Raw genomic sequence first — 15948 nt, 5'->3', positions numbered from 1 at the left:
CACCCCCAAGGCTACCGACGCCACCGCCCGGTCCTGACCTCGCTACAGCCCCGCGCAGGCGAGAGCCCGCTGGTAGGCGTCCACGGCGCCGTCGGAGTCGCCCAGCTGCTCCATCGTCTCGGCGGTGGCGTACCAGGTGGCGGCCGACCGGCGGGAGTCGGGCAACGGCGAGAGCGAGTCGCGCACGGACGACAGCTGCCGCTCGGCCTGGTCCATGCGGCCGACCGAGCCGTAGACCCTGGCGAGCAGCAGTTCCGCCTCGGCCCTGAGGGCGGAGGCGGTGTTGGGCACCAGCCCTCTGCCCCTGTCGGCATGCTCCACGGATTCGTCGAGGTCACCGGTCATGCACTCGGCACGGGCCAGCTCCACGAGGAGCCGCGCCCGCTCGACGGTGCTGGTGGCCGTCTGCTCGAACTCGACGATCGCGCCACGCAGCACGTCTCGTACGGCCGCGGCCTCCTGGGGGCGGGCCAGCAGGCGCTTGCGGGCGTGCGCGAGCCGCATCCGGGCGATGCTGCCCGGCTGACCGGTCTCCAGCTGCACGGCCATGGCGCGTTCGGCGAAGGACAGCGCCTCCTCCGCGTGCCCGGTGGCGGAGGCCGTGTTGGAGGCCATCCAGTTGGCGGCCACGATCGAGCGCGGCGTGCCGAGGGCGTCGGCGGCGTTCAGCAGCTCGGCCGCGAACTGCCGGGCGCGCAGCAGGTCGCCGCGCTCCATGTACGCCGCGAGCAGGCCGGCGCCGAGCTCCACGAGCAGATCGTTCCACGCGGGTCGCGTGGTGCTGCTCAGCATCTGCTCGCCGACCTCCACCGCCTCGGTGAGCCGCTCGCTCTCGCGGTAGGCGCGGCACAGGTTGGAGGCGATCTCGACGCGGCGGTCGGCAGGCAGCTCCTCCTCCGACAGCCTGAGCAGGATCGCGATCGCGCCGTCGAAGTCTCCGCTGGCCTGGGCGGCGAAGGCGAGTCCGAATTCGGTCTCTTGACGCAAAGCTGTCAAGCCTGTCAGATTGTTGTTCGCCAGCAGCTCGGTGTAGCGCGTCCGGGCCTCGGCGACCTCACCGTTCTCGAGCGCGAGACGCGCGTAGCCGAGCGCCAGCTCGATGTCCTCCATCTGCTCGGCGGTCACGCCGTTGATCAGATAGGACAGCGAGCAGTCGAGTTTCTGGGCCAGCAGCTCCAGGACGGCGGGGGTAGGGGTACGCTTGCCACTCTCGATCAAGGAGACATAGCTGTCCGACAACTCTGGATGCGCCAGCTGTGCCTGTGACAGGCCACGCTGTCGCCGAACGGTCTTGATGCGGAGTCCGACCAGGTCAGATGTGGTCACAGTCGTTGCTCCCTGAGATGATGAAGTCCGAGCAACCCCACACAGGCGAGGGAGAACCCCCCATGCGCATGCGTATTGCCCTGTCCGCGCTAGTCACCGCGATTGTCGCCTTGGTGACTATAGGAGGCAATGTTACGGCCGCGAACGCCGCGACGTCTGCCCTCTCTTCCTTCCAGGAAGATCAGCACTGCTGCTGAGGCTCGCAGCAAGAGGGGGTACGGCGCGTGGCTGTGCTCCGAACCGCACCGATCCCATGGACGAGCGCTCTCCAGCAGCAGGGAACGATGAGGCCCGGTCCGCGGATGTGCCCCCTCTTCTCACCACCGGGCCGAGCGTACCCGAATCCTTCTACATTTGATCTACAGTCGCGTGATCGCCATACCGCCACGGGATTCTGAATACGCTGCCCTGGTAAGGGGGACGCCGGGGCTGTGTGAACGGGGAGGACGCGTGAGCGACGACATCTACATCCGCCTTCTCGGAACCGTTCACGCCGAACGCGGATCGCGGCCCGTCGATCTCGGGCCGGCCCGGCAGCGGGCCGCCCTGGCCGTCCTCGCCTCGGCCGCCGCGCGGCCCGTCCCGATGAGCCGGCTCGTCGAGGGGATCTGGGGCGACGAGCCGCCGCGCAACGCCGAGCAGAGCGTCTACACCTACGTCGCCGGCCTGCGCCGCGCCTTCGAGCCCGACCGCGGGCGGCGCGCCCCGTCGCGGCTGTTGTCGGGCACCGGCGCGGGATACGCCCTCAACGTCGGGCCCGTACAGGTCGACTCCCTGTGCTTCGCCGAACGCCTGGACGAGGCCCGCACGTGCCGCCGCGAGGGTGACGACCGCCGCGCCGTACAGCTCCTGGACGAGGCCCTGGCGATGTGGCGCGGCACCGCGCTGAGCGGCCTGACCGGCCCGTTCGCCGAACGGGAACGCTCCCGTCTGGAGCTGTTACGCCTGGCCGCGCTGGAACAGCGGCACGAGAGCCTGTTACACCTGGGCCGCCACCACGAGATCACCGACGACCTGCGCGACCTGACCGTCCGCCACCCGTTGCGCGAGCGCACCCGCGAGCTGCTCATGCTGGCCCTCTACCGCTCGGGCCGTCAGGCCGAGGCGCTGAAGGTCTACGAGGAGGGCCGGGTCCTGCTCCTGGAGGAGCTGGGCCTCACACCGGGCGAGGGGTTACGCAAGTGTCACCAGCTGGTTCTGCGCGGGGAGCCCGGGCCGTGGCGGGGCGACGGGGTGCCGCACCAGCTCCCGCGCCACCTGGCCGGGTTCGTGGGCCGCTCGCGTGAGCTGGACGAGCTGGAGCGGCGGCTGGCCCCCGGCGGCGGGCGTCCGCCGACGCCGCTGGTGATCGTCTCCGGGCCGCCGGGCGTCGGGAAGTCCGCGCTGGCCGCTCAGGCCGCCCACCTGGTCCAGGACCGCTTTCCCGACGGCCAGCTGTTCGTCAACTGCCGCGGCGCGACGCCGGAGCTGCCCGCGCTGACCGGGCTCGACGTGCTCGGCCGGTTCCTGCGGGGGCTGGGGGTGGCGGCCGACGCCGTACCCGCCGACCTGGACGAGGCGGCGGCGACGTGGCGCAGCCTCCTGCACGGCCGCCGGGTCCTCGTCCTGCTGGACGACGCCGCCGACCTGGCGCAGATCCGCCCGCTGCTGTCCACCCCCTTCGGCACCGCGCTGCTGGTGACCAGCCGCGAGAGCATGACCTGGGGCGAGGACTCCTACCAGCTCGAACTCGGCCGGATGTCCCCCGCCGAGTCGGCCGCGATGCTGGCCGGGCTGGCCGGGGAGGAGCGCGTGCGGGCCGGCGCGGGCGACACCGCCGAGCTCGTCCGGCTCTGCGAGGGCCTGCCCCTGGCGCTGCGCATCGCGGGGGCCCGCCTGGCCAGCCGCCCCGACTGGAGCGTCGCCACGATGGCCGGCCGGCTGGGCGACGAACGCCGGCGGCTGCACGAGCTCGTGGCCGGCGACCTGGCCGTACGCGCCGGTCTGGCGGCCAGCTTCACCGCGCTCGAACGCAGCCCCCGCCCCCTCGACCGGCTGGCCGCCCGCGCGCTGTCCCTGCTGGGCCTCCTGCACGTGCCCGAGATCACCGTCGAGGCCGCCGCGGCCCTGCTCGACGCCGACCCCGCCGACGCCGACCTGGCCCTGGAACGGCTGACCGACGCGCACCTGCTCGACCGCCCCCGGCCGGGCCACTACCAGCTCCACGACCTCGTCCGCCTGTTCGCGGGCGAGCTGCGTCCTGCTGACCCCAAGAAGCCGGTGCTGCGCGCGCTCGCGTACTACGCGGCCTCCGCCCGGCTGGCCAGCCAGGTCATGGACCCGCACCGCGTCCAGCGTGGCCCGGTCGCCGAAGCCGTCACGCACCAGGTCGGCACGCGGGAGGAGGCGACGGCCTGGCTGCTGGAGGAGGAGGCCGTGCTGCTGGCCGCGGCCCGCCAGGCGCTCACCACCGACGACGACGACATCGCCGCGCTGGGCCTGGCGCTCGCCTTCGCCCTGCATTGGCCCCTGCAGCGCGCCTACCGTACGACGGACCTGGTGGAGCTCGGCCTGATGGTGCTGCGGGTCTGCGAACGGCTCGGCGACGCGGAGATCGCGATGCACGCGCACGGCGAGCTGGCCACGGCCCTGAGGATGAAGGGCAGGAGGGACGAGGCCGTCGAGCACCTGCGGATCGAGCTGGCGATCGCCAGGCGGCTGGGCGACGCCTTCTCCGAGCAGCGCGCGCTGGGCAACCTCGCCAACGTGCACTACCACGATGAGGACTTCGAGCAGGCGATCGTCCTGGCGGAGCAGCAGCTTGCCGTCGCGGGGCCGATCGGCGCGCGGGTGGGCGTCCGCTACGCGAGGCTCATCCTCGGGGAGGCCCACCACAGATGCGGCCGGCTGGAACAGGCCCGCGAGATCCTCTGCCTGGCCCTGGCCGACGCCGAGGAGGTCGGCGACACCACCCACCAGGCCCACCTTCGAGGGGTGCTCGGCAAGGTCCACCTCGACCTGGGCATGCCGGACCAGGCCCTGCCGAACTTCCTCCTCGCCCTGAAGCTGATCGAGCCCGCCGGCAACCGGGTGTCGCGGCTGCGGTGCCTCCTCGGACTGTCACGCACCTACCGGGCTCTGGGCGAGCTGGACAGCGCCACCGGTTGTGTCACCGCGGCCCTGACCGCGGCCGTGACCGACAGGCTGGCCTCGGAATGGCAGCAGGAGGCCAGGAGCGAGCAGGAGGCCGTACGAGAGGCACGGCAGGCCGCGGGTGCCCGGGGCGCATGAGCGAGGTGCGGGGATGAGCGACAGTCTGAGCATCGGCCTGCTCGGCCCGGTGACCGGCGCCCACGACGGGGTGGCGTTCGACCTGGGGCCCGCCCGCCAGCAGGCCGTCCTGGTCATGCTGGTCTCCCCGCCGGGCCGGGTCGTGACCATGGATCAGCTGGTGGAGGGGCTATGGGGGGAGAAGCCCCCGGCCAGTGCCGGGCAGAGCGTCTATACCTACGTCGCGGGGCTGAGGCGCACCCTGGAGCCGGGCCGCAGGCCGGGTGAGCGGTCGAAGCTGCTGATCAGCAAGGCGGGCGGCTACCAACTGCTCGTCGAACCGCACAAGGTGGACGCCTTCGCCTTCTCCGAGCTGGTGAACGCGGCACTGCGCGCGCGGGGCACGGGTGCTCACGAAGAGGCGTTACGCCTGTTCGACGAGGGGCTCGGTCTCTGGCGGGGCGTGGCGCTGAGCGGGGTGACGGGCCCCTTCGCCGAGACCGAACGCGCCGTGCTGGACGAACTGCGCCTGGTCGCCTTCGAGGGCCGCTCCGAGCTCCTCCTGCATCAGGGCCGCGCCGGCGAAGCCATCGCCACGCTGCGGGAACTGGCCGCCCGCCATCCCCTGCGCGAGCGTCTGCACGAGCTGCTCATCCTCGCCCTGGGCCGGTCGGGCCGCCAGGCGGAGGCGCTCAGGGCGTACGAGGACGTCCGGGTGAGCCTGGCCGAGGAGCTGGGCATCGACCCCGGTCAGGGGCTGCGCGAAGCTCATCGGGTCGTGCTGGCGGGCGATCGGGCGTCCGTCCGCGTCGCCGCCGAGACGGTTCCCCGCCAGTTGCCGCGCGAGCTCATCGGCTTCGTGGGCCGGGCGCAGGAGACCGACCGGCTGGCAGCGCTGCTGGCTCCCCGTGACGACGTCCCGCCGCATCCGCTCGTCGTGATCTCCGGACCGCCCGGCGTGGGCAAGTCGGCCCTCGCCGTACGGGTCGCGCACGCCGTGCGGGACCGCTTCCCCGACGGCCAGCTCTACGTGGGCCTGCGCGGTAGCACCCCCAACGTGCCGCGTCTGTCCGCCCATGGGCTCGCGGGCCGGCTCCTGCGCGGGATCGGGACGCCTCGCGAGGACGTCCCGGCCGAGCTGGACGAGGCGGCGGCCATGTGGCGCAGCAGGTTGCACGGCAAGAACCTGCTCGTGGTCCTGGACGACGCCTCCGGGCTGGACCAGATCCGGCCGTTCCTGTCCACGCCGCTCGGTGTCAGCGTGCTCGTGACCAGCAGGGAGTCGCTCAACGTCGGCGACGACTGCGTCCAGCTCCGGCTGGGACGGCTGTCGGAGGCGGAGGCGACGACGATGTTGTCCAAGCTGGCCGGCGACGGACGGGTGGGCGCCGACCCGGCCGGAACCTCGACGCTGGTCCGACTCTGCGACGGCCTCCCGCTCGCCCTGCGCATCGCGGGCGCCCGCCTGGCCGATCATCCGGAGTGGAGCGTGGGCACCCTCGGCAGGCGGCTGGCGGACCAGCGCAGACGGCTGCACGAGCTGGCCGCGGGAGACCTGGCCGTACGGTCCAGCCTGGCCGCCAGCTACGACGGGCTCACCGGCGGCAGCCGTCCCGTGGACCGGCTGGCGGCCGGCGCCCTGCCTCTCCTCGGACGGCTGCACGTGCCGGACATGACCGCGGACGTGGCGGCGGTGCTGCTGGACAGAACGCCGGACGAGGCACGGCGCGCCCTGGACCGGCTGGCCGAGGCGAACCTGATCGAACGTACCGGGGACGGTCGTCATCAGCTGCACGACCTCGTCCGGCTGTTCGCCGGCGACCTGCCCGTACGCGATCCAGAAAAGCCGCTCCTGCGGGTGCTCGGGTACTTCGCGGCCTCCGCCCGGCAGGCGAACGTCGTCATCGACCCTCACCGCGTCCAGCTGGGGCGCCCGGTGGACGAAGCGACGTCCCGGGCGTTCGCCACGCCCGAGGAGGCGCTCGCCTGGCTGCGGGCGGAGGAGCACGTCCTGAACGCGGTGGCCGTCCAGGCCCTCTCCTCCCCGGACGACGGGATCGCCGAACTCGGCGTGCGGCTCACGTTCGCGATGTTGTGGCATCAGCAGCGGTCGCACGAGGGCCACGACATGCTGACGCTCAACACCATGGCACTGCGGGTGTGCGAACGGCTGGGCGACGACGCCGGCGCACAGATCGCCCACGGCCACATCGCCAACGGGCTGCGCCTGACCGGACGTCCCGAGGAGGGGATCCCCCACCTGGAGGCCGAGCTGGCCATCGCGAGGCGACTCGGCGACGGCTTCGGGCAGATGCGGGTGCTGGGGAACCTGTCGAACGCCTACGTCGCCAGACAGCTCTACGAACAGGCGCTGCCCCACGCCGAACAGCAGCTCGCGGTCGCCAGGCAGATCGGCTCCGAAGTCGGCGTCCGCTTCGCCTGCTTGATGCTCGGCACGGCCCGCCAGGGCATGGGGCACCACGCGCAGGCGCGGGACCCTCTGGAGCTGGCCCTGGCCGCGGCCCGCCGGAGCGGTGACACGACGCATGAGGGACACGCGCGGGTCGTGCTCTCGCAGGTCCTGCTCGACCTGGGCGATCCCGAGCTCTCCCTGGAGCACGTGAGCGAGGGGATGAAGCTGCTCGGCAGAACCGGGTACCGGTTCATGGTCGAGTGTCTCATCACCATGTCGAGGGCCTGCAGAATGCTCGGCCGGCTGGACGAGGCGCTGGCCCACGCGACCGAGGCGGTGGCCAACGCGGAGTCCGGGGGCAACGCCCTGTGGGAGCGGCGGGCCGACGCCGAGCTGACGGCCGTGCGGGAGGCGATGGGGGCGGCGGAGCGGGAGGCGTGAGGTCAGCGGGGCGGGGTGGTGTCGCGGAGTGCGAGGAAGAAGTCGACGCGGTCGGACATCGCCGACAGGTTCCTGCCGGTCAGCTCCTCGATCCTGCGGATGCGGTACCGGACCGTGTTGACGTGCACGTGGAGCCGTTCGGCGCAGGCGTTCCACGAGCCCGAGCAGTCGAGGAAGACGTCGAGCGTGCGCACGAGGCCCGACTGGTGGCGGCGGTCGTAGGCGAGCAGCGGGGACAGCAGCCGGTCGGAGAAGGAGCGGCGCACGTCGCCCGGCACGGTGGCCAGCAGCAGCGCGTGGGTGTAGATCTCGTCGCTGGTGACCACGCCGCCCTCGCGGGCCTCGGCCAGCCGCCTGGCGTGCCCGGCCTCCTCCACGCCGCCCTTGAGCGCGGCGGCGCCGGTCAGCGCGCCGCTCAGGCCGACGCTCAGGCGGGTGCCGGGCAGCGCGGCCAGTACGGCGGCGCCGGCCCGCAACCGCGCGGCCAGCTCCCCGACGCTCCTCCCCCGCAACGCGACCACCGCCACCGCCCCGCCGCCGCCGCTGCTGCGACCGCCACCGTCGACGGCCGTGCCGCCGCTGCCCTGAGGTGGTTCGGCGGGGACGGGGGCGGCGACGACCTCGCGGGCGAGCAGTTCCTCCAGGATCCGGCCGCCGAGGACGGCGGGGGCGGCGGGGGCGGCGGGGGCAGCGGTGGCGCCGGGGCGTGGGGCGGTGGCGCTGACCACGGCGTACGGTTCGTCCGCGTCGATGCCGCACGTGCGCAGCCGGGCGTTGAGCTCGGCCGCGTCGGAGTCGGCCAGGGCGGCCGCCACGAGCTGCCCGGCCAGGCGGCGCTCGACCCGGCGGCCCTCCTCCAGGCGGCCGCGTTCGAGTGCCACGCAGGCGGCCAGCTCATAGCCGAGGTCGGCGCGGCCGAGCAGGTCGCCGTCGCAGGCCAGGACCCAGCCGGCCGCCCGGTGGCCGCGTCCGACGGCGAAGAGCGTCGCGCCGCCGGCCAGCGCGGGCAGCCGGGGCGCGGTCAGGTACGCCCTGGCCAGCCCCGCCGGATCGGCGGCCGTACCGACGACCACCTCACCGGACGCGGACAGGACGGCGCCCGTGACGCCCAGCTCGGCGGCGGTCAGCTCGAACAGCCCGCGCAGGTCGGCGCCCTCGGCCAGGGCCGCCACGAGCCTGCGGTGACGCCCGAGCGCGTCGCGCACGTCGCCGGACAGCCGGGGCGCGACCAGCTCGGCCAGCGTGCGGAAGGAGACCTCGACCGGCACCTCGACCAGCGGCAGCCCGGCCCGTCGGCAGGCCGAGACGAGGTCGGCGGGCACGTGCCCGAGCCGGGCCGCGCCCGCGCCGAGCGCGGACACCCCGCCCTCGACCAGGGCGGTGACGAAGCGGGCGGAGTCGGCGGCGGTGTCGCGCCACATCAGGCCGGTCAGGACCAGCTCGCCGCCGGACAGGTAGCGCCCCGGCTCGGGCAGGTCGGTGATGTGGACCGTGCCGAACTCGCGCTCCGGGTCGCCGGCCAGCAGCCTGAGACCCAGCTCGTCGATCGCCAGCAGGTCACTGATGCGCACTTGGAGGAATATACAAGCCCGCTCTGTCAAGCGATGACCGGGATTTCACGTCACGGGCATAGGAGGCCGGGCCGGGCCGGTGCTCTACTCGGAGGATGACGGAGACGGTCCACTCCACCAGGTCCGAAGGCGTCGGCGGGGCCGAGGGGGTCGGCACGAGCGCGCGGCGGCCGGACGCGACGCTGAAGGTGACCGGCGAGTTCGCCTACGCCTCCGACCTGTGGCTCGACGGCATGGTGTGGGGCGTGACGCTGCGCAGCCCGCACCCGTCGGCCTGGATCCGGTCGATCGACGTGGGCCCGGCGCTGCGCATGCCGGGCGTGCTGGCCGTCCTGACGCACGAGGACGTGCCCGGCGAGAAGTTCTACGGGCTCGACCACAAGGACCAGCCCGTGCTGGCCATCGACCAGGTCCGCCACCAGGGCGAGCCGGTGGCGCTGGTGGCCGCCGACCATCCGGAGACCGCGCGCAGGGCGGCGCGGGCCATCGTGGTCGACTACGAGCCGCGCCCGGCGGTGACCGATCCGCGCGAGTCGCGCGAGTACGTCAGGCGCCAGCCGGTGCGCAAGGGCGACACGTTCGAGGCCGAGGTCGTCGTCACCGGCGAGTACGAGGTCGGCATGCAGGACCAGGCGTTCCTCGGCCCGGAGTCGGGTCTCGCGGTCCCGGCCGAGGACGGCGGCGTGGACCTGTACATCGCCACCCAATGGCTGCACGTGGACCGCGACCAGCTCGCCCCCTGTCTGGGCCTGCCGCCGGAGAAGGTACGGCTGACGCTGTCGGGCGTCGGCGGCGCGTTCGGCGCCCGCGAGGACCTGTCGATGCAGGTGCACGCGTGCATGCTGGCCCTGCGCCTGAACCGCCCCGTCAAGATCGTCTACGGCCGCGAGGAGTCGTTCTTCGGCCACGTGCACCGCCATCCGGCCCTGATGCGCTACGAGCACGGCGCGACCCGCGACGGCAGGCTGGTCTACGTCAAGGCCGACATCCTGCTGGACGGCGGCGCGTACTGCTCCTCCTCCCCCGCCGTGGTCGGCAACGCCGCCTCGCTGGGGGCCGGGCCGTACGAGGTGCCGAACGTGTGGATCGACGCCGCGGGCGTCTACACCAACAACCCGCCGTGCGGGGCGATGCGCGGGTTCGGCGCGGTGCAGGCGTGTTACGCCTACGAGTCGCAGATGGACCGGCTGGCCGAGGCGTGCGGCCTGTCGCCGGTCGAGATCCGGGCGCGCAACGCCGTCTCCCAGGGCTCGGCGCTGGCGACCGGCCAGGTGATCGACTCCCCCGCGCCGCTGGCCGGCATGTTGCGCGAGCTGGAGGCCATGCCGCTGCCCGCCCCGCGGACGGGGGCGGACCTGCGCGCGCTGCCGGGCGGCGTCTCGCAGACCACGCACGGCGAGTCGGTGCGGCGCGGGATCGGCTACGGCGTCGGCATCAAGAACATCTGCTTCTCCGAGGGCTTCGACGACTACTCCACGGCCCGGGTGCGGGCCGAGCTGGTCGGCGGCGAGCCGCGGGTCACCGTGCACACCGCCGCCGCCGAGGTGGGCCAGGGCCTGGTCACGGTCCAGGCCCAGATCGCGCGGACCGAGCTGGGCATCGAGGACGTGACCGTGGCGACCGCCGACACCGCCGTGGGCTCGGCGGGCTCGTCGTCGGCCTCGCGGCAGTCCTACGTGACGGGCGGCGCGGTCAAGGCGGCCTGCGAGGCGGTGCGCGAGCGGTTCGAGGGGCTGCCGCCGCGGGAGGCGCTGGCCAGGTTCGGGCCGATCGAGGAGACCCGCGAGTACCGGCACCGGCCCACGAAGCCGATGGACCCGGTGACCGGGCAGGGCGACTCGCACACGCAGCTCGCGCTGTGCGTGCACCGCGCGGTGGTGGACGTGGACGTCGAGCTGGGGCTGGTCAAGGTGGTGGAGCTGGCCGCGGTGCAGGACGTGGGCAAGATCATGAACCCGCAGGCGCTGGAGGGCCAGATCCACGGCGGCACGGCGCAGGGCCTCGGGCTGGCGCTCATGGAGGAGATCCAGGTGCGCGACGGCCGCGTGCTGAACCCGTCGTTCACCGACTACCTGATCCCCACCATGCTCGACATGCCGCCCATGCAGCTGAAAATCCTGGAAAATCCGGACCCGTCCGCACCGTACGGCCTCCGCGGCGCCGGCGAGCCGCCCACGCTCTCCTCCACCCCGGCCGTCGCCGCCGCCGTACGCGCCGCGACCGGGCTCCGGTTGACTCGCGTTCCGATCAGGCCGGAAGATATCGCCTTGTCCAATCACGGGGAGGTATCCGATGGCAAGCGGTCGTGAAGCCGCCGAGGCGGAGTTCAGTCGCTTCGACACCGACGGCGACGGTCTGCTGACCGCGGCCGAGATCAGGCAGGCCAACGAGGCGCTGGGGGTCCACGGCGCCTCCGAGGAGGAGATCGAGGCGTTCATCAACGCCGCCGACACCGACGGCGACGGCCGGATCGGCCTGGAGGAGTTCGTCGGCCTGGTCGGCCACGGGCGGCACGAGAAGGCGTGATCATGTCCCCCGCCGGGTAGGTGACCCGCACTCCCCTCGCCATGACGAGGGGGACGTGTGGTGCTCGACAGACTCTTCGAGCTGACCGGGCGGGGGACGACCGTCGGACGCGAGGTCCGCGGCGGCCTGACCACTTTCATGGCGATGGCCTACATCATCCTGCTCAACCCGATCATCCTGGCCGGCGCGAAGGACGTCACCGGCGCCCGGCTGTCCATCGCCGAGCTGACCACCTCGACCGCGCTGGCGGCCGCGCTGTCCACCCTGCTCATGGCCTTCGTCGGCAACGCGCCGTTCGCGCTGGCCGCCGGGCTCGGGCTGAACGCGGTGGTCGCCTACCAGGCCGCGCCGCACATGACCTGGCCGCAGGCGATGGGCCTGGTCGTGCTGGAGGGCGCGGTCATCATCGTCCTGGCCGTCACCGGCCTGCGCACCCTGATCATGAACGCGATCCCGCTGGCGCTCAAGCACGCGATCAGCGTCGGGATCGGCCTGTTCATCGCTCTGATCGGCCTGGTGGACGCGGGTTTCGTCGCCCGGGGCACCGGCACCCCCGTGCAGCTCGGCGCGACCGGCCATCTCACGGGCTGGCCGGTCACGCTGTTCTGCTTCGGCCTGCTGCTGATGATCGTCCTGTACGTGCGCAGGACCCCGGCCGCCATCCTCATCAGCATCGCGGTCACCGCGGTGCTGGCCGTCCTGGTCAACGCGCTGGTGCCGGTGCCCGCCAAGGAGTGGGGGGTGGTCGTGCCGCACATGCCCGAATCGCTGGTCGCGGCGCCGAGTTTCGGGCTGGTGTGGCAGTTCGACCTGTTCGGCGGGTTCGCCAGGGCGGGCGCGCTGACCGCGACCGTGGTGCTGTTCACGCTGGTGCTGTCCGGCTTCTTCGACGCGATGGGCACCATCATCGGCGTCAGCGACGAGGCCGGGCTCGTGGACCAGGTCGGGCGGGTGCCGCGGCTGGGCCGCATCCTGACCGTCGACGGCGTCGCGGGCATGATCGGCGGCTCGGTCAGCGCCTCGGCCAACACCGTCTTCGTCGAGTCGGCCGCCGGTGTGGGCGAGGGGGCGCGCACCGGTCTGGCCAGCGTCGTGACCGGGGCGCTGCTCGGGCTGACGCTGCTGTTCACGCCGATCGCCGCGGTGGTGCCGGCGGCCGCGGCGGCGCCCGCGCTGGTGCTGGTCGGGGCGCTGATGATGACGCAGTCCAAGAACGTGCCCTGGACCGACATCGAGCTGGCCGTGCCGGCGTTCCTGACGATCGCGCTGATGCCGTTCACGTACTCGATCACGAACGGGGTGGGGGCCGGGGTGATCTCGTACACGCTGATCAAGGCGGCCAGGGGCCGGTTCGCGGAGATCCCGTGGCTGTTGTGGGCCGTCTCGCTGGTCTTCCTGGCCTACTTCGGCATCGACGCCCTCCGGGCCCTGTTCGGTTAGCGGATGTCAGCGCTGTTGCAGGCCACGCCGTTGTGGTCGAGGTCGGGATACCAGGAGTACTCCTCATGCCGTCCGCGCGTGTAGGGGCCGTCGCCGGCGGCCTGGGCCTCCTTGCAGCTCGCGTACCGCTTGTCGGGGACGCGGGCGACGCCCGCGGGGGCGGTCGTGCCGGTGGTCGCGGTGCCCTGGCCGGGGTCCGTGGGCTGCTGCGGCTGCTGGTTCGGCTGCTGCTGGTTGGGGGGTTGCTGGTTCGTGGGCTGCTGCTGGTCCGTCGGCTGCTGGTTCGTCGGCTGCTGGGGCTGCTGGTCGGTGCCCGGCTGGGACGACTGCGGCTGCGCGGGCTGCGACGGCTGGGACGGCGGCGCGCCGAGCATCCGGACCACCAGCGCGTCGGCCTCCTCCTTGGTGAAGCCCGCGATGCTCAGGCTGTCGCCGTCCATGCTCTGGGTGACGACCGGCGCGGCCAGGACCGTCTTCGGCGTCTGCTCGCCTTCGGGCGCCAGCACGATCGCGACCTGCCGCTGCGTGGGCTGGAGCTCGTCGATGAGCCGCACCAGCCGGTCCTTGAAGACGGGCGCGACCGCGATGCGCACCGAGTAGGAGTTGTCGGCGCCCCGGACGGCCTCGATCCGCTGCACGGCGCCGACCGTGACACCGTCCTCCAGGAGGTAACAGGTGGTCTGCTGCTCGTCGAGCACGGCCGGGTCGCCCGGACAGGGCGCGGTCTTGGTCTCCTTGACCGGCGCGAAGTGGATGGGGGTGGCCAGGCGCTGCGGCGGCGCGCCGCCGAGGAGCGGGCTGTCGGGGCTCTTGGTCATCAGGACGGCGACCGTGCCGAGCACGCCCGCCACGACGACGACGAGCACCAGCGAGACGGTCAGCACGATGGTGGTGAGGCGGCTGGCCTTCGGCTCCTCCGGCTCTTCCGGCTCCGCGGGAGGCGCCTCTACCGGTCTGTCCATCGTTGACGACCCCATCCTGACGTTCGGGCTGCCGGTGAGCTTATCGAGGACGGGCAGCAGCGGGGTAATCAGCCGAAAAATCCTCACCTATCTGTGAGATCGGAGGAAAAATGGAAATGAGAACGCAGGTTGTCGGCAACTTTCCACGCGAACGAGGGATGACCCCATGAAGGTCGGAGTTCCCCGCGAGGTCAAGAACAGCGAATACCGCGTCGCACTCACCCCCGCGGGCGTCCACGAACTGGTACGCCACGGGCACCAGGTCCACGTCGAGCGGCAGGCGGGCCTCGGCTCGGCCATCCCGGACGAGGACTACGCCGCGGCGGGCGCCGTCATCGCGCCGCACGCCGACGAGGTGTGGGCCACGTGCGACCTGATCATGAAGGTGAAGGAGCCGGTGGCCGAGGAGTACCACCGGATGCGCAAGGGCCAGATCCTGTTCACCTACCTCCACCTGGCCGCCTCGGGCCCCCTGACCAGGGCCCTGCTCGACTCGGGCGTCACGTCCATCGCCTACGAGACCGTGCAGAACAGGGACGGCTCGCTGCCCCTGCTCGCCCCGATGTCGGAGGTGGCCGGACGGCTGGCGCCGCAGGTCGGCGCGTACCACCTGATGCGCTCGCAGGGCGGCAGGGGCGTGCTCATGGGCGGCGTGTCCGGCGTGCGGGCGGCGAACGTCGTGGTGATCGGCGCCGGGGTGTCCGGCATGAACGCCGCCGCCATCGCGCTCGGCATGCAGGCCGAGGTGCTGCTCCTCGACCGCAACATCGACAAGCTGCGCCAGGCGGACATGATCTACCAGGGCCACTGCCAGACGGTCGCGTCGAACACCCTGGAGATCGAGAAGGCCGTGCTGGAGGCCGACCTGGTCATCGGCGCGGTGCTGGTGCCGGGGGCCAAGGCGCCCATGCTGGTCACCGACGACCTGGTGAGCCGGATGAAGCCGGGCTCGGTGCTGGTGGACATCTCGATCGACCAGGGCGGCTGCTTCGAGGGCTCGCGGCCGACCACGCACGCCGAGCCGACGTACCGGGTGCACGAGTCGGTCTTCTACTGCGTGGCCAACATGCCGGGCGCGGTGCCGCACACCTCGACGTTCGCGCTGACCAACGTGACGTTGCCGTACGCGCTGGCCGTCGCGGGCAAGGGGTGGCGCGAGGCGGTCCGCACGGACGCCGCCCTGGCCGCGGGCGTGAGCACCCACGAGGGACGCCTGACCAGCCGGCCGGTGGCCGAGGCGCACGGGCTGGAGTGGACACCGCTGGAGGAGGCGCTGACCTGAGCCGCGGGCCCGGTCGCGCGGAACGGGACCGGGCCTTGGCCGTCACGGATCCGCACGTTACGGTGAGTCACGAGACCATGACGATCCGTGACAACGGAGGCTTGGATGGATCCGGTGCTCCTGCGCGGCAGCGCGGAACGCAACTTCGACGACCTCGACACCGACGGCGACGGCTTCCTGACCAAGGACGACTACCTCGCGCTGGCCCGCCACCGCATCCGGCGGGCCGGCGCGCGGCCGGACAGCCCCGAGGGCGAGAAGGTCGTGGCGGCGTTCCTCGACACCTGGGACGTCCACGTGCACGCCCTCGACGCCGACCACGACGGCCGGATCAGCAGGGAGGAGTACGTCGAGTCCTTCCAGGCGCTGGTGCGCACGGGCGCGCTCGACGGCGTGCTGAACCCCATGTTCCGCGCCACCTTCGACCTCGCCGACCACGACGGCGACGGCGAGCTCACCGCCGCGGAGTTCCGCACGCTGTGGAACCGCGACGACGGGCTCTCGGCCGCCTTCCAGCGGGCCGACGCCGACGGCGACGGCCGCATCTCCTTCGAGGAGTACGCCCGCCTGCGCCGCGGCCTGCTCGTCGGCGACCTCTAGCGCGAGCCCCCGGACACACGTCGAGGGGCCCGCCGGCGCCCGGCCCCCGACGGGTGGCGAGCCGGGGTTGCATGGTCTTTCAGGGGGCGGTCGCCAGCCGGCACCACGGGGTGGTGCCCTTCGGCGCCGGCGGCTCAG

At 72.8% G+C, this 15948-nt stretch carries 10 protein-coding genes; 7 read left to right on the top strand and 3 right to left on the bottom strand.

Going from position 1 to position 15948, the window contains the following annotated elements:
- Positions 1-42 precede the first annotated feature (42 nt).
- Positions 43-1326, bottom strand: coding sequence for a tetratricopeptide repeat protein (locus ACIBQ6_RS17030; protein WP_397212869.1), 1284 nt, complete (start codon positions 1324-1326; stop codon positions 43-45).
- A gap of 450 nt (positions 1327-1776) precedes the next feature.
- On the opposite strand from ACIBQ6_RS17030, the gene ACIBQ6_RS17025 reads away from it, so the two are divergent.
- Positions 1777-4596 carry a BTAD domain-containing putative transcriptional regulator gene (locus ACIBQ6_RS17025; RefSeq protein WP_397212867.1) on the top strand — a complete coding sequence of 940 codons (2820 nt, stop codon included), beginning with the start codon at positions 1777-1779 and terminating at the stop codon, positions 4594-4596.
- Between the two features lie 13 nt (positions 4597-4609).
- Positions 4610-7429 carry a BTAD domain-containing putative transcriptional regulator gene (locus ACIBQ6_RS17020; RefSeq protein WP_397212865.1) on the top strand — a complete coding sequence of 940 codons (2820 nt, stop codon included), beginning with the start codon at positions 4610-4612 and terminating at the stop codon, positions 7427-7429.
- Between the two features lie 2 nt (positions 7430-7431).
- On the opposite strand, the gene ACIBQ6_RS17015 is transcribed toward ACIBQ6_RS17020, so the two are convergent.
- Positions 7432-9000, bottom strand: a complete 1569-nt coding sequence (locus tag ACIBQ6_RS17015) for a PucR family transcriptional regulator (protein ID WP_397212863.1) — start codon at positions 8998-9000, stop codon at positions 7432-7434.
- 95 nt (positions 9001-9095) lie between these two features.
- Here ACIBQ6_RS17015 and ACIBQ6_RS17010 point away from each other — a divergent pair, with 95 nt between their 5' ends.
- The 3 genes from ACIBQ6_RS17010 to ACIBQ6_RS17000 are packed head-to-tail and all read left to right on the top strand — an operon-like array spanning position 9096 to position 12966.
- Positions 9096-11309 carry a molybdopterin cofactor-binding domain-containing protein gene (locus ACIBQ6_RS17010; protein ID WP_358294276.1) on the top strand — a complete coding sequence of 738 codons (2214 nt, stop codon included), beginning with the start codon at positions 9096-9098 and terminating at the stop codon, positions 11307-11309.
- On the top strand, positions 11293-11526 hold the full coding sequence (locus ACIBQ6_RS17005) for an EF-hand domain-containing protein (RefSeq protein WP_352323877.1): 234 nt from the start codon (positions 11293-11295) through the stop codon (positions 11524-11526). Before ACIBQ6_RS17010 ends, ACIBQ6_RS17005 begins: the two co-directional genes overlap by 17 nt.
- Before the next feature lie 60 nt (positions 11527-11586).
- The gene (locus ACIBQ6_RS17000; RefSeq protein WP_358294278.1) at positions 11587-12966 is read left to right on the top strand and encodes an NCS2 family permease; all 1380 of its coding nucleotides are present in this window, start codon (positions 11587-11589) and stop codon (positions 12964-12966) included.
- On the opposite strand, the gene ACIBQ6_RS16995 is transcribed toward ACIBQ6_RS17000, so the two are convergent.
- Positions 12963-13928 carry an excalibur calcium-binding domain-containing protein gene (locus tag ACIBQ6_RS16995; RefSeq protein ID WP_397212861.1) on the bottom strand — a complete coding sequence of 322 codons (966 nt, stop codon included), beginning with the start codon at positions 13926-13928 and terminating at the stop codon, positions 12963-12965. The two genes, ACIBQ6_RS17000 and ACIBQ6_RS16995, sit on opposite strands and share 4 nt — an antisense overlap.
- Before the next feature lie 166 nt (positions 13929-14094).
- On the opposite strand from ACIBQ6_RS16995, the gene ald reads away from it, so the two are divergent.
- Positions 14095-15210 carry an alanine dehydrogenase gene (gene ald, locus ACIBQ6_RS16990; RefSeq protein ID WP_358294282.1) on the top strand — a complete coding sequence of 372 codons (1116 nt, stop codon included), beginning with the start codon at positions 14095-14097 and terminating at the stop codon, positions 15208-15210.
- Between the two features lie 105 nt (positions 15211-15315).
- Positions 15316-15810: an EF-hand domain-containing protein gene (locus tag ACIBQ6_RS16985; RefSeq protein ID WP_358294284.1), complete on the top strand. Its 495-nt coding sequence runs from the start codon at positions 15316-15318 to the stop codon at positions 15808-15810.
- Positions 15811-15948 lie beyond the last annotated feature (138 nt).

The sequence above is a fragment of the Nonomuraea sp. NPDC049655 genome, assembly GCF_044465465.1.
Taxonomy (GTDB): Bacteria; Actinomycetota; Actinomycetes; order Streptosporangiales; family Streptosporangiaceae; genus Nonomuraea.
This window is presented reverse-complemented; position numbering and strand designations above follow the sequence as displayed.